This is a genomic window from Acidimicrobiia bacterium (assembly GCA_040881685.1).
GTDB lineage: Bacteria > Actinomycetota > Acidimicrobiia > IMCC26256 > PALSA-555 > SHVJ01.
Genome location: JBBECS010000049.1, coordinates 1 through 12,661 on the forward strand (window position 1 = coordinate 1; position 12,661 = coordinate 12,661).

Here is a 12,661-nt window from a genome sequence, read left to right on the forward strand (position 1 = left end):
AGGCGAGCATCCCCGTGAAGTGGCGTTGGCGCAGCGCCGCTGCTCGACTAGTGAGCGCGCGCCGCGCGCCGGGCTGAAGTCGGGTCGGAGAGCCGTCCGAGATCGGGACCTTCGCCTCTCCCCGTCGATCACGGCGCGGGCGAACCTCGAAGGATCATGTTCGTCCGCAGTGCCGTCCACATCGACAGCCCGTTCGAGGCCGTGGCGCCGTGCTTCCTACGCGATCCGAGCTGGCTGGAGCCGCTTCTGCCCTCGGGCCCGGGCCATCCGCCTGCGCGGTGTGTGCGCGGCACCGCGCGTCGCCGTGCCGATTCGCTCGTCGTGCCGATCCGATGGGCAATGGCCGACGCGGATGTGTTCCCGTCCCTCGACGGCGACCTGGCGATCGTGCCGGCTGGCGCCCGGAGCACCAGCGTCACCTTCGAAGCGACCTACGCGCTGGTCCTGGATGACGAGGCTCTCGGGACCGAGCACGTCGTCCAAGCCGCCGTCGAAGCGTTCCTCGACGGGCTGGCCGCCGCGCTGCGCGCGGAAGGGCCCGTCTTCACCACCCAAGTCCCTTGTTTGTGGGACCAATGGCCCTAGGGCTCAAGAGGCTCGCATGGTGTGCTGAATCCGAAGTCGATGCGTGAAGGGAGGTTCGGATGTGGGACTGGATGCACGACTGGTGGTGGCTTGGTGTCGGCGGGATGATGCTGTTCTGGGTCTCGGTGGTCTGGAGCATCGTGTACTTGAATCGGTACTGGTCTGACGCCGCGGCTCGTTCGAAGTTGGATGAGCATGTTGCCGACAGCGAGATCGACGAGGTTGAGTCCTGGGGCTCGCGTGAGCTGATTGGGAACTGATGCTTCTCGCACCTCGCTCGACAGGAGACGTGGACGTTGTGACAGACGTTGTCTCCGATCGGTGGCAGTGCCCATCCTGCCGGTCGATGTGGGTCACGGTCGTCGGGGACGGCGCCGACACCAACTTCCTTTGCGAGGACTGTGGTCGGTGCTGGCACGAGACGATGGGGTGGGTCGCTCTGGTTGATCCTCGCTCCTGCATCGACTGCCTTCGAAAGTCGCGGTGCCTCGCCGCGCTCGCAGATCGCTGGTGACCCGTGCTTGCCGCTCACCAGGACGCGAACACGACACAAGGTGATTGAGGTCTTCGCGGATGTCGTGTGCCCGTTCACGCATGTCGGGTTGAAGCGTCTCGTGGCCCACCGGGAGCTGGTCGGGCGACGCGATGTCGCGCTGAAGGTCCGTTCGTGGCCGCTCGAGCTCGTGAACGGCGAGCCGCTCTCGCGTGAGCTGCTCACCGAGGAGATCGCTGAGCTCAGAGCAAGCGTGGCCGCAGATCTGTTCGCGGGCTTCGACCCGTCCCTGTTCCCGCTGTCGTCGTTGCGCGCCCTGGCGTTGACGAACCGCGCCTACCGCGTGAGCGCGCAGCATGGTGAGCTGGTCAGCCTGGCGTTGCGCGACGCCCTGTTCGAGCAGGGGCGCGACATCAGCGACCACACGGAGCTGGCTGCCATCGGCGCAGCCGTCGGGGTGGGTGAGCCGGACGCCGCGGACGAGGCTGCGGTGCTCGACGACCTCGAGGCAGGGCGATCCCGCGGCGTGATCGGCTCGCCACACTTCTTCGTCGACAGTGGTGACTTCTTCTGCCCGACGCTCTCGATCCGGCGGGTGCACGGGCACATGCAGATCACCTTCGATGCCGAAGGATTCAGGACCTTCAGCAGACGCTGCTTCGAGCCCGATCACCGGTAGGGCTGAAGATTCGGGTCAGCGAACCCCGGGGCTCGGTGGCCACCTTCGGCACACCCACCTCGGGTCCTTCGGCCTTGCCCCTCGAGGCTGCTTCCGCCGAGGATGAGATCGACCAGCGACGACGGCGTCGTCGACGACAAGACAGAGGGGTCACATGCAACGACGCACCATCGACCTGATGGTCAGCGGCGCCGGGCTGATGCTGGCCGTCGTCCTGATCGTGTTCGGCGTGTACTTCAACGACCGGTACGCGTTCGCCCAGAACAACGTCCACGACCAGCTCGTAGAGCAGAAGGTGTCGTTCCCGCCGAAGAGCGCGCTTGCGCCCGAAGAGCTCAAGCAGCCAGGCCTCGTGAAGTACGCCGGCCAGGCGGTCGACGACGGCGACAAGGCTCGGGTCTATGCCAACGAGTTCATCGCGCTGCACCTCGAGGGCATCGCTGACGGCAAGACCTACGCCGAGCTCGGCGACCCGCAGTTCGCGCTGCAGGACAAGGTCGCCGCTGCCGAGGAGAGCAATGACCCCGCGCTGCCGGAGTTCCAGGCGCAGCTCGACGAGCTCAGGGGCCAGCGCAACACGCTGTTCACGGGTGAGACGCTCCGAGGCCTGCTGCTCACGACCTACGGGTTTTGGCAGTTCGGCCAGGAGGCCCAGCTCGCGGCGTACGTGAGCTTCGGTGCCGCGGGCATCCTGTTCCTGCTTGTCGGTCTGGGTGTAGTGCACGCGCTTCGCACCCGCCGCAGCGCGGCATAGCGCGAGACATGCCTCGGCGGGAAGCGCCGGTGGTGCACGGGATGCGAGAGCCCGGACGAAGTCCGGGGCTCTCGTGCGAGCTGTGAGCCTGCCGGTCCGGCGGGCCAAGCTGCTCGAGATCGCGACGATCGTTTGGAACCTCCTCGAAGTGTTCGTCACGATCGGACTGGGTATCGCGGCCGGCTCACTGGCGCTGATCGCGTTCGGGCTCGATTCGATCGCGGAGATCCTCGCGTCGGGCGCCGTGCTGTGGCATCTCCGTGGCGGTGTCGACGCGGCGCGCTCGCGCCGCGCGCTGCGGCTGGTCGCGGTTGCGTTCTTCGCGCTCGGGGGAGTGCTCCTGATCGGCGGGATCCGGAATCTTGCCGTTGAGCAGCGCCCGGACGACTCTCCTTTCGGAATCGCGTACCTCGCGATGACTGCTTGCGTGATGCTCGGCCTGGCATTTGCGAAGCGGCGACTCGGCACGACGGTTGAGAGTCATCCGCTGGTGCACGAGACCCGGGTCACGTTCCTCGATGGGATCCTTGCGACCAGTGTGCTGTTGGCCTTGGTCGCGAACTCGGCCTTCGGTTGGTGGTGGGCCGATCCGATCGCGGTAGTCGGCGTGGCTGTGGTGGCGATCTTCGAAGGTGTGGCAGCACTGCGGGAACACGCGTCCCGACGCAGCGCCGGCGCGATCCAACTCGATGCCATCGTCGGCACGGTCCGCATCGATGGCGACGTCGAATTCGATCCCGGAGGCATCGGCAAGGGCTTGGCTGCCGATCTCGTGGTCGAAGAGCTGCTCGCGGGCGGTGCGAAGGGTGCAATGGTGAGCATCGGTGGCGACCTCCGAGCGGAGGGTGCCGGGCCCGAAGGGTCGGGTTGGGTGATCGCGGTCGCCGATCCGAGTGCCCCTGACCGCGTCATCGCCACCCTCGCATTCGAGGCCGGAGCAGTCGCCTCGACGTGGCGCACGAAACGCGCGTGGCTCGCGCCCGACGGGACATCGCGTCACCACCTCATCGATCCGAGAACCGGTGAATCGGCCGCGACCGGGCTCGCCGGTGTCACGGTCGTTGCCGGCCGCGCGTGGCGGGCCGAGGTGCTTGCCAAGGCCGCGTTTTTGGCAGGGGGTCATGAAGGCAACTCGCTCCTCGCTTGCCATGGCGCGGCGGCGCTGTTGGTTGCCGACGACGGCACTATCCAGCAATCGGGCGACCTCGCACCATTCGTACTCGAGGAAAGGGGAGAGCAATGAAGGTTTGGATCGACCAGGCTGCCTGCATCGGCAACGGGATCTGCGCCGAGTTAGCGGCGGACGTTTCAAGTTCGACGGTGAGTACGCCTACGTCCGAGACGGCGACCGCGTGCTGAAGGACCGCGGCGCGATGGTGATGGTTCCGCACGGCCGAGAGGACGTAGTGCTCGACGCCGCCGAAGAGTGCCCCGCAGCGTGCATCCACATCGAGGGAGCCTGAATGTGACCTTGTGCCCTGCCGCGTCTCGTCCTGCCGTAGGACATTCGGCTCATGGATCGAATCCGTAAGCCGAGCATCACCCGCGGCGGCCTGCTCATGACCGCGGCAGTCGCCGCCGTCGGTTGCTGGCTACGTCACGGTTGAAGCCGAGCAGCCCGCCAGCGCGCCCGGTGAGGTTGCTTGCGGCATCCCGGGATTCGATCACCCTGGTATCGAGCTGCACAATGACATCGCGCGTTCGGACGACGAAGCTCTCCGGTGGGAGGTACGCGGAAGGGGCGCTTCGTTCTCCACTGACTTCGACTATCACTCCGACCGCGGCGGCCGTGCACGATGACGGAACTCGGCGATCCCGCGCGCGTCGACTTGTTCCTCGGTTCGGCGACCAGCGCCATAGCGCGTACTTCCCTCGATGTGACAGGAGCGTAGGAGCGACGCAGCACCTAGGCTCCGCCTGTCGAGACTTAGGGGCCCTGATGGACGCTTGGCAGATGACCGACAGCGAACGCACCGCGTTCGCCGACCTCGCCGATTCACTGACACCCGCCCAATGGGATCAGCCGTCACTCTGCGACGGCTGGAAGGTTCGCGACGTCGTGGCCCACGTAGCCGATGGTGCTGACGTGAAGATGGGCAAGATGATGATCACCGCGGTGAAGTACGGCTTCCGCATGAACACGATGAACCAGCGCGAGGCCCAGAAGGCCGGAGCCAAGCCTACGGACGAGCTGCGAAAGGAGCTGCGCGCGACCGTGGGCGTCCACAAGGCGCCCGGCCCGATGAAGCCTGAGGACATGTTGTTGGAGACGATCGTCCACGAGCAGGACGTCCGTCGCCCGCTCGGGATCGCTCGGGCCTACTCGGCCGACGAGATGAAGGTCGCGTTGGAACGCGCCACGTTGCAGGGAAACACCTTTCTGCCGATCAAGAAGCGGATCGTCGACGTCAAGCTCAAGGCGACCGACGTCGACTGGGAACACGGTGAGGGCTCCGAGGTGAGCGGGCCCGGTGAGGCCCTGCTCATGACGATGGCCGGACGGCCAGTCGCACTAGCCGAGCTCTCGGGACCGGGCCTCGACACTCTGAAGCAACGCCTCGGCGCTTAGTTGTAGATCCCAAAGCTCAGGGATCAGGCGCGGGTCGCCAAGACTCGGTGCTAGGTGACCGGCCAGAAACCGAGGCCTTCGACGTGCTCTGGAAGGGAACGTCGCGCGATCAGCTTGTCCATCCACTTGTCCATCTACTCGGGCTGAACGCCGTGGACTCGATGGACGCAATGGACTACAAAGACGTTGCCTACCAACACAACAACACGCGGTGGACGCGACGAGACGGGTACCGCCTCCTTTTTTTGCCAAGGTGAGGGTCGCGGGTTCGAATCCCGTCGTCCGCTCCAAGTTTGCGCAGTTCAGCAGCCTCTGCGGAGGCCGCTGTTGCATCTACCGACCCGGTTGCCAATCACTTTGCCAAGCCGCTGTGTTGGTCCGCCTGAGCGAACGCGTACGCTATCGGGGACGGCGATGGGGCTCGCCGAGAACCGCAGCCCAGCTGCTGATGGCTCCTACCTCAGCCAAACTCTGTGGGAGGTGGGTCGTGCGGTTCGTCTGGGTGGGCCTGGCCGGAGCCGCGGGCGCGGCCACGCGATACGCCATCGGCCTGGCGATCGGAGCGGAACGATTTCCGTGGGCCACGCTGCTCATCAACATCTCGGGTTCGTTCGTGTTGGCGTTCGTGATCACCGTCGCCACCGAACGGCGCCTGCCCTTGGAGGTCTCGACCGCGATCACGGTCGGGTTCCTCGGCGCGTACACGACGTTCTCGACCTTCATGTGGGAAGGCTTCGTGCTGGGCAGGACCGGACGCGGTGTGACCGCAGTGCTGTACATCACGGTCTCGATCGTCGGGGGACTGGTCGCGGCCTGGGGCGGCTATCAGCTCGGGCGGGTCGCACGGTAAGGCGGGCTTCGAGACCGATCGATCGCGCTGACGAGCCGCCCGCCGCCCGCCGTCGGGTGTATGCAGCTGGATCTAGTGCGAGGGTTCATTCGATCTCCCCGTCGGGGTCGGGGGACCGCAGGCGCGCCAGCGCGACGACGCCGAGCGTGCCGGCGAGGAGCGACGCGGCCAGGATCCCAACTTTGGCCTCACCCAAACGGGACCCTGAGAAGGCGAGGTTGGCCACGAACAGCGACACGGTGAACCCGATGCCGGCGAGGGCGCCGATCGCGGCGATGTGCGTCACTCGCAGCCCCGCCGGGAGCGTGGCCCGGCGGGTGCGCAGTGCGAGCAGGGTTGCACCGACGATCCCGAGCGGCTTGCCGACGACCAACCCGAGGGCGACGCCGCCGGTGATCGTGCTCGTCGTCGCCCGATCCAAGGTGGTCGCGGTGAGGGCGACACCCGCGTTCGCCAACGCGAACAGCGGGACGACCGCGAAGCTCGACCACGGGTGCACCGCCCGTTCGATCCTCTCGAGCGATCCTTGTCGGGGTCCCCGCACGGCCGGGATCAACAAGGCGAGCACGACGCCGGCGATCGTCGCCTGCACGCCCGACTCGTGGGCGCAGATCCACAGCACGACCCCGGCACCGGCGTAGACCCACGTGGTCGCACGGCCGGTGCGGCGCAGGGCGATCACCATCATGACGACAGCCACCCCGCTGAGAAACCAGCTCGCGTCGAAACCTTGTGCATAGAAGATGGCGATGACCGCGATGGCGCCAATGTCATCCACGATCGCCAACGTCAGGAGGAACACCCGCGCCCCTCGGGGCACCCGGGGCCCCAGCAGCGCCAGCACCCCGAGCGCGAAGGCGATGTCGGTGGCCATCGGGATCGCCCAGCCGCGCCGGGCGTTCCCGTCGGTGGCGCTGAACGCGACGAACAGCAGCGCCGGGACGACCATGCCCCCGACCGCAGCGAACACCGGAAGGGCGGCGGTCTTGGCGTGGCGGAGCTCCCCGTCGACGAACTCCCGTTTGATCTCGAGCCCGACCACGAAAAAGAACAGCGTCATGAGCCCGTCGCTCACCCAGTGCCGCAGGTCGAGCGTGATGGCGACATCGCCGACGCCAAGCGTCAGCGCCTGCGACCAGATGTCGCGATACGACGTGGCGTCGAGGTTCGCCCAGGCCAAGGCCGCCGCCGCCGCGACCAGCAGCCCGAGGCCCGACAGCGCCTCCACCGAAACGAACTCCTGGCCAAGCGGCGGCAGGAGTCGCCTCGCCTTGGACAACGGGGAATGCTTACGAGGACTCAATGGTCGGCCTCCGGCGCGCGCGTCTACGGATGCCGACCAGACTTCCCGGCTCGCCGGACTCAGCCTACAAGCAGTACCGGCTCAGACGTACGGGATCTCGTCGACACATGTCGCCACTCAAGGCAAGTGTGCGACTGGCACGCTGCGTGCGATGGGGTCAGACAGGCGCGGGCAACACGACGCAGAACCGACTGCCGTGGCTGGGAGCCGCCTCGACCCAGATGCGCCCGCCGTGTCGATCGACGATTCGCCGGCAGATCGCCAGGCCTAGACCGGAACCGCGCGGAGTGTCGCCAGCCTGGGCGCGATGGAAGGGTGAGAAGATCTGGTCTCGTTGTTCGGGCGGACGCCGATGCCGTTGTCGGTCACGCGTACGCACCACCGCGGTGCACAACGTCATGACCTGACCCGGCGCTTCAGCGGTATTCGTCGTGGCGTCGGAGCCAGGCCATCGTCCACTCGAGGTCGTCTTCGTCTCGTCCCTTCGGGGTCAGGTCGAGGAGTTGATACGCGCCGTTGAATGCGTCGAGACCGCGCGCGTAGCAGGAGTATGTGTGGAAGACCTCGTCGCCGCGGCGTGCGAACGCGCTGAGACCGGCGAGCTCTTCGGGCGGGTCAGCGGCCGGCGCGTAGTTGTAGACCGACGCATGCGTGATGCCGAAGTCGACGTTGAAGTCGGTACCGAGGGTTGAGACCCACGGGAACGTCCAGCCCATGCGTCGGCGATACGCGAGCAGGCGATCCAGCGACGCACGGGACGCAGCCAAGAAGGTGACGTCGCGGGCTGCGAGATGAACGCCGACGCCGTCGAACGAATCGGCCCAGAACGAGCAGCTCGGGCAACCCTCAGGCCAGTCGGGACCAAACATGAAGTGGTACACGAGTAGCTGACTGCGATCCTCGAACAGCTCGACGAGGGATCGCGAGCCGTCTTCGGTGTCGAATACGTAGTCCTTCTCGATCCGTACCCAGGGCAGGGCTCTGCGTTGGCGGCTCAGCTCATCGCGCTGGCGGGTGAGGGCCTTTTCGCCCTCGAGCAAGGCGAGGCGTGCTTGCAGCCACTCGTCGCGACTCGCGACGGCTGGCTCGCTCACGGCTGACGGCCGAGAAACGCGGCGAGCTGATCGGTCGAGCTGGTTTCGTCGCCGACGGGGATCTCGGGATCAAAGCCGGCGAACGATCGGATCTCGTCGGTGACGAAACCTCGACCGATGCCCAGCACGGTCGCGGCGACCGCTTCGGGCAAATCGCCGTCTTGTCCGGTCGCGCGCGCGATGTCCCACGAGTGGGTAGCCGTGTCGAGGAGATTGATGCTCAAACCGGCGTGCGCGGGCATCGGTCCCGCGCCGATGTTGACCTCACCGTCGAGACCCCGTGCCTGCCATGCCGCGAGCGTGCGGTCGGCCTCGGTGCGGAACTGCCCGCGCAGATCGGACTCGAGCGGGTACGAGTTCATGTCGGCCAGGAGCTCTTCGCCGTTCGCGCCGCGGCCCATGTTCACGACCACACCGAACGTGTGACCGAGCAGGGCGCGCACATCCCAGTCTCGACACGGGGTCGGGGCGTCGAGCTGCTCGGGTTTTATGCCCGCCACGATCGTGGTGGCGTGGTCGAAGGTCTGAGCCAATGCGTCGAGCAGTTCCATGGTTCTCCTTCGGTGGGTGGCTTGCGTCAGCCCGTGGTATGTAAGAAGATACTTACATGTCTGCCAGCGCCGCGCCAGATCAGATCGACCTGGTCGCACATGCTCTGGCCGACCCGACCCGTCGGGGTCTGTTGCGGCTCGTTCGTGACGAGGAGCGGCCCGCCGGCGAGCTGGCGGCGGCATTCCCGCAGATCAGCCGGCCCGCGGTGTCCCAACACCTCCGGTTGCTGCGGGAGGCGGGGTTGGTGAGCATTCGTCCCGCGGGCAACCGCCGGCTGTATCGGGCCCAGGCGGACGGGTTGGGCGACATGTGGCGGTTCATCGACGGGATGTGGACCGATCGGCTCACCAAGCTGAGGCGCGCGGCCGAACAGGCCGAACGAGCCAAACCGAAACGGAGGAAGCAGTGACCGAGACTTCCGCCGCCACGACCACGATCGAGCAGACGGTGCGGATCGCGGCGTCACCCGAGACCCTCTGGGCGTTCTGGACGGATCCGACGCGACTCGCTGAGTGGTGGGGCAGCGAGGCCGAAGTGGTTGCCGAGCCGGGTGGAGTGTTCCGTGTGGTCATGGAGTCCGGTCCGATCATGCGAGGCACGTTCACCGAGCTCGACCCGCCGAACCGGCTCGTCTTCACCTTCGGGTGGGAGCAGAACGCACCTGGCGAACCGCTGGCGCCAGGATCAACCCTCGTCGAGGTCACCCTGACGCCCGACGACGGCGAAACCGTCCTTGTCCTGCGTCATTCCGAGATGCCCGCGACCCACGCCGCAGACCATGAGCAGGGTTGGCAGCACTTCGTCGGCGAACGCCTCGTCGCAGTGGCGACGGGCACATGACGATGTCAGCGCGCCCATCCACAACCGAAGCTGTCCCATGAGCGTCGATGTCGTCACTGAGATCACGATCGCGCGCCGCGTCGAGGCGGTTGCGGCGTACGCCACCGATCCGTCGAACGCACCGGAGTGGTACCTCAACATCGACACCGTCGAGTGGTTGACGCCGCCACCGGCGCGAGTGGGGTCAAAGGTTGCGTTCGTGGCCCGCTTCTTGGGTCGCCGCCTGGCGTACACCTACGAGCTCGTCGACCTCGTGCCCGGTGAGCGCCTCGTCATGCGCACTGCCGACGGCCCGTTCCCGATGGAGACCACCTACACATGGACCGCGCCGAGTCCCGAGGCGACGCACATGGTGTTGCGCAACCGCGGCGAGCGAGCGGGTTCTCGAAGGTGACCGGCCCGTTCATGGCTGCTGCGATGCGCCGAGCGAACAGCAAGGATCTCGCTCGCCTCCAATCAATCCTCGAGTCCACGTGACGCACCGATCACCGCCGACTTACCCGCGGGAGTGTGCACCGTCCGCTTCTTAGCGGTCGCTGCGCGCTTCGAGGTGTTCGGCGAGCTTGTTGAATGCCATGGTCCATCCGGTGGCACCGGGGGAGTCGCTGGGAATGCCCGCGTGGGTCATCACCATCTTCGTTCGGCCACCAAGGTCTTCGAGCTCGACGCGGATCTCCGTGGTGGTGGGATGTCCATCGGGCATGCCCATGTCCGCCGGTGATTGCACGTTGCCGTGCTCGTCGGACATCGACTCGGTGTAGACGAGTCGCTCGTTCTCGACGACTTCGCGGTACTCGCCCGTGAACCACATCTGCATCGGCCCGTTCGGGGTCTGCATCTCCATGCACACCAGCCGGGTTCCACCGATGCGTACATCCATCTTCGCGACTGGAATGGTGGCACCGTCGGGGCCGTACCAGGCCTTGAAGTGCTCCGGATCGGTCCACATCTGCCACATGACATCGACCGGGGCATCGAAGGTGCGTTCGATCACCACGGCGTCCTGGGATGCGTTGTCGTCGGTCATCGTCTTCGTCCGTCCTTAGGTTGCGATTGGAGTTGTGTGAGGTAGTCGTCCATCCGGTCGAAGCGGGCCTCCCAGACGGGCCGGTACTGCTCGGCCCAGGTCGAGACCTCCTTGAGTGGCGCGGCGTCGAGGGCGCACGGTCGGTATTGGGCTCGGTGACTGCGGAGGACCAATCCGGCCCGTTCGAGCACCTTGATGTGCTTCGAGATCGCCGGGAGCTTCATGTCGAACGGCGCGGCGAGCTCGTTGACAGTCGCGGCACCCTGGGCGAGTCGGGCCAGGATCGCTCGGCGTGTCGAGTTGGCCAGTGCGGCGAACGTTTGGTCGAGCCGGTCCTCGTCGATCACTGTGGCCACGGCTCCCTCCTATTTTCCTGAACCGATAATTAACCAAAGCGGAAACTACACGGGGAGTCCCTTCGGCGCAAGAGGTCGGACGCTGATGAGCGAACGCGAACGAGGGCAAGAGCGGTTCTGGGCGCTCGCCGAACCGCTCCTCGCGCGGGCCGGCGTCACGCGATCGACGATGATGGGCTTCCCGTGCCTTCGCCTTGACGGCGACTTCTTCGCCAGCTGTGACCACCGCAGCGGCCATCTCGTGGTCAAGCTCGATGAGCAGCAGGTGTCCGCTCTCATCGACGCGGGCAAGGCGGACGTGTTCGCGCCGAGTGGCCGTCCATTTCGCGAGTGGGCGAGCATCCCGTACCGACGCCATCGGAGCTGGGGTCCGATCCTTGAACGAGCCCTCGCGCTCTCAGCCGAACGTCTCGCGTCGCCGCGCCCGCGCCGCCGTACCAAACGCGCGTAGAGGTCGTGCGCTGCGCCGATGTGGCGCGGCGTTCCCGATTCGTGAGGTGTCAGCGCCGCGTGCGATCGCCGCCGCGACGGCTGGTCGGGATGAGGGCGATGGAAGTGACCTGTGGACCGTTCGTCTCGGGGACGCAGCACGACAGATCGGTCAAGCACGCGGCCGGCGGTGGCGACCCCTCCAGCGTGGCGCGCACGTCGTCGAGCTGCTCGGCGAACCGCTCGAGCTCCCCGATGCGCTCGGCGATCTCGGCGCGCTTGGCCTCGACCAGCCGCGCGACCTCCTCGTGGGCCGGGGCGCAGGTCACGCCGTCCCAGATCGGGAGCACCTCGGCGATCTGCTCGCAGGTCAGACCCATGCGCCGGGCCCGGGTCACAAAGAGCAGACGGGCCGCCGCGTCCTCGTCGTAGTCGCGGTAGCCGGCGCTGGTGCGAGTCGGACTGGCGACCAGGCCGATCCGCTCGTAGTAGCGGACGGTGGACGCGGGCACGCCGACCCGCTCGGCCAGCTCGGAGATCCGCACAACTGGAGCCTAAGCCTTGCACCCCAGTGCAAGGTCAAGGTCTCGGCGGCGACTTTTCTGTCGGAAGGGCTTGACCTTGTATTCGAGTTCAGGGCTTACGCTCGACCCATCACAGGAACAGTCGAAGGAGTACCCGATGAGCACGTTCACCCGAGACAACACCGAGGTCGCTTGGGAGATCGAGGGCGGCGGCCAGCAATACAAGGGCGAGGAGGGCGGCATGGTCATCGCCCTGGAGCGGTGGAACAAAGGTCTCGACACGACCGAGATGTTCGCCGAGCTCCCCGACGGCGCCTGCCAGGAGCAGCACTGGGGCTACGTCATCAAGGGCAGCATCACGATGCGGTACACCGACGGACGCACCGAGACGCTCTCGGCCGGCCAGGCGTACTACATCGCACCGGGACACAACGCCGTCGTGGACGAGGGCGTCGACCTGGTCGAGTTCACCCCAGCCGATCAGAGCCCGGACATGAAGCGCTAGGTGATCAGCCAAGGGTCTTCAAGTATTCAAATGATTACTTGACAAAGGCGGGGTGACTCCGTAGCGTCCAGACCCGTGGGATCGCGGGGCGCCAAAGACGC

At 66.5% G+C, this 12,661-nt stretch carries 18 protein-coding genes, 1 pseudogene and 1 riboswitch; of the genes and pseudogenes, 13 read left to right on the top strand and 6 right to left on the bottom strand.

Annotation, left to right across the window (positions count from 1 at the left end; translation table 11 throughout):
* The first annotated feature begins 156 nt into the window (after positions 1 to 156).
* From WEE69_12475 to WEE69_12510, 8 genes are all read left to right on the top strand, one after another.
* Positions 157 to 585 (top strand): hypothetical protein, encoded by a 429-nt coding sequence (locus tag WEE69_12475; GenBank protein MEX1146110.1) that lies wholly within the window; start codon positions 157 to 159, stop codon positions 583 to 585.
* A 59-nt stretch (positions 586 to 644) separates the two neighbouring features.
* Entirely contained in the window at positions 645 to 845 is a 201-nt protein-coding gene (locus tag WEE69_12480) for a hypothetical protein (protein MEX1146111.1), read from the top strand.
* A 294-nt stretch (positions 846 to 1,139) separates the two neighbouring features.
* The gene (locus WEE69_12485) at positions 1,140 to 1,757 is read left to right on the top strand and encodes a DsbA family protein (GenBank protein MEX1146112.1); all 618 of its coding nucleotides are present in this window, start codon (positions 1,140 to 1,142) and stop codon (positions 1,755 to 1,757) included.
* Between the two features lie 154 nt (positions 1,758 to 1,911).
* Positions 1,912 to 2,511, top strand: a complete 600-nt coding sequence (locus WEE69_12490; GenBank protein MEX1146113.1) for a hypothetical protein — start codon at positions 1,912 to 1,914, stop codon at positions 2,509 to 2,511.
* 82 nt (positions 2,512 to 2,593) lie between these two features.
* Positions 2,594 to 3,754, top strand: coding sequence for an FAD:protein FMN transferase (locus WEE69_12495; protein ID MEX1146114.1), 1,161 nt, complete (start codon positions 2,594 to 2,596; stop codon positions 3,752 to 3,754).
* Positions 3,755 to 3,863: 109 nt separating this feature from the next.
* A complete protein-coding gene (locus WEE69_12500; protein ID MEX1146115.1) occupies positions 3,864 to 3,974 on the top strand; it encodes a ferredoxin in 111 nt (36 codons plus the stop codon).
* A 491-nt stretch (positions 3,975 to 4,465) separates the two neighbouring features.
* Positions 4,466 to 5,080, top strand: a complete 615-nt coding sequence (locus tag WEE69_12505) for a maleylpyruvate isomerase family mycothiol-dependent enzyme (GenBank protein MEX1146116.1) — start codon at positions 4,466 to 4,468, stop codon at positions 5,078 to 5,080.
* A gap of 401 nt (positions 5,081 to 5,481) precedes the next feature.
* Positions 5,482 to 5,545, top strand: a riboswitch (Fluoride riboswitch).
* Positions 5,546 to 5,567: 22 nt separating this feature from the next.
* Positions 5,568 to 5,930: a CrcB family protein gene (locus WEE69_12510; protein ID MEX1146117.1), complete on the top strand. Its 363-nt coding sequence runs from the start codon at positions 5,568 to 5,570 to the stop codon at positions 5,928 to 5,930.
* A gap of 85 nt (positions 5,931 to 6,015) precedes the next feature.
* Here the strand turns inward: WEE69_12510 and nhaA are convergent, their stop codons facing one another.
* From nhaA to WEE69_12525, 3 genes are all read right to left on the bottom strand, one after another.
* A complete protein-coding gene (gene nhaA / locus WEE69_12515) occupies positions 6,016 to 7,209 on the bottom strand; it encodes a Na+/H+ antiporter NhaA (GenBank protein ID MEX1146118.1) in 1,194 nt (397 codons plus the stop codon).
* 440 nt (positions 7,210 to 7,649) lie between these two features.
* Positions 7,650 to 8,327 carry a DUF899 domain-containing protein gene (locus tag WEE69_12520; GenBank protein MEX1146119.1) on the bottom strand — a complete coding sequence of 226 codons (678 nt, stop codon included), beginning with the start codon at positions 8,325 to 8,327 and terminating at the stop codon, positions 7,650 to 7,652.
* Positions 8,324 to 8,878 carry a TIGR03086 family metal-binding protein gene (locus WEE69_12525; protein MEX1146120.1) on the bottom strand — a complete coding sequence of 185 codons (555 nt, stop codon included), beginning with the start codon at positions 8,876 to 8,878 and terminating at the stop codon, positions 8,324 to 8,326. Before WEE69_12525 ends, WEE69_12520 begins: the two co-directional genes overlap by 4 nt.
* Positions 8,879 to 8,934: 56 nt before the next feature.
* On the opposite strand from WEE69_12525, the gene WEE69_12530 reads away from it, so the two are divergent.
* The 3 genes and pseudogenes from WEE69_12530 to WEE69_12540 all read left to right on the top strand — a co-directional run bounded on the left by WEE69_12530 (position 8,935) and on the right by WEE69_12540 (position 10,196).
* Positions 8,935 to 9,288 (top strand): metalloregulator ArsR/SmtB family transcription factor, encoded by a 354-nt coding sequence (locus tag WEE69_12530; GenBank protein ID MEX1146121.1) that lies wholly within the window; start codon positions 8,935 to 8,937, stop codon positions 9,286 to 9,288.
* Positions 9,285 to 9,719, top strand: a complete 435-nt coding sequence (locus WEE69_12535) for an SRPBCC domain-containing protein (protein MEX1146122.1) — start codon at positions 9,285 to 9,287, stop codon at positions 9,717 to 9,719. The genes WEE69_12530 and WEE69_12535 overlap by 4 nt, the downstream gene beginning before the upstream one ends.
* Positions 9,720 to 9,756: 37 nt before the next feature.
* Positions 9,757 to 10,196, top strand: a pseudogene (locus tag WEE69_12540) (SRPBCC family protein).
* Positions 10,197 to 10,245: 49 nt separating this feature from the next.
* On the opposite strand, the gene WEE69_12545 reads toward WEE69_12540, so the two are convergent.
* Entirely contained in the window at positions 10,246 to 10,746 is a 501-nt protein-coding gene (locus tag WEE69_12545) for an SRPBCC domain-containing protein (protein ID MEX1146123.1), read from the bottom strand.
* Positions 10,743 to 11,102 (bottom strand): metalloregulator ArsR/SmtB family transcription factor, encoded by a 360-nt coding sequence (locus WEE69_12550; GenBank protein MEX1146124.1) that lies wholly within the window; start codon positions 11,100 to 11,102, stop codon positions 10,743 to 10,745. The genes WEE69_12545 and WEE69_12550 overlap by 4 nt, the downstream gene beginning before the upstream one ends.
* A gap of 85 nt (positions 11,103 to 11,187) precedes the next feature.
* On the opposite strand from WEE69_12550, the gene WEE69_12555 reads away from it, so the two are divergent.
* Entirely contained in the window at positions 11,188 to 11,553 is a 366-nt protein-coding gene (locus WEE69_12555) for a hypothetical protein (GenBank protein MEX1146125.1), read from the top strand.
* A 49-nt stretch (positions 11,554 to 11,602) separates the two neighbouring features.
* Here the strand turns inward: WEE69_12555 and WEE69_12560 are convergent, their stop codons facing one another.
* Complete coding sequence (locus WEE69_12560; protein ID MEX1146126.1) at positions 11,603 to 12,076, bottom strand: MerR family transcriptional regulator; 474 nt, start codon at positions 12,074 to 12,076, stop codon at positions 11,603 to 11,605.
* Between the two features lie 136 nt (positions 12,077 to 12,212).
* Here WEE69_12560 and WEE69_12565 point away from each other — a divergent pair, with 136 nt between their 5' ends.
* Positions 12,213 to 12,560, top strand: a complete 348-nt coding sequence (locus tag WEE69_12565; GenBank protein ID MEX1146127.1) for a cupin domain-containing protein — start codon at positions 12,213 to 12,215, stop codon at positions 12,558 to 12,560.
* Positions 12,561 to 12,661 lie beyond the last annotated feature (101 nt).

Coding starts and splice junctions, on each gene's coding strand:
- WEE69_12490 (MEX1146113.1), top strand. CDS start 1,912: ATGCAACGACGCACCATCGACCTGATGGTCAGCGGCGCCGGGCTGATG.
- WEE69_12525 (MEX1146120.1), bottom strand. CDS start 8,878: ATGGAACTGCTCGACGCATTGGCTCAGACCTTCGACCACGCCACCACG.
- WEE69_12545 (MEX1146123.1), bottom strand. CDS start 10,746: ATGACCGACGACAACGCATCCCAGGACGCCGTGGTGATCGAACGCACC.
- WEE69_12530 (MEX1146121.1), top strand. CDS start 8,935: ATGTCTGCCAGCGCCGCGCCAGATCAGATCGACCTGGTCGCACATGCT.
- WEE69_12480 (MEX1146111.1), top strand. CDS start 645: ATGTGGGACTGGATGCACGACTGGTGGTGGCTTGGTGTCGGCGGGATG.
- WEE69_12565 (MEX1146127.1), top strand. CDS start 12,213: ATGAGCACGTTCACCCGAGACAACACCGAGGTCGCTTGGGAGATCGAG.
- WEE69_12505 (MEX1146116.1), top strand. CDS start 4,466: ATGACCGACAGCGAACGCACCGCGTTCGCCGACCTCGCCGATTCACTG.
- WEE69_12555 (MEX1146125.1), top strand. CDS start 11,188: ATGAGCGAACGCGAACGAGGGCAAGAGCGGTTCTGGGCGCTCGCCGAA.
- WEE69_12475 (MEX1146110.1), top strand. CDS start 157: ATGTTCGTCCGCAGTGCCGTCCACATCGACAGCCCGTTCGAGGCCGTG.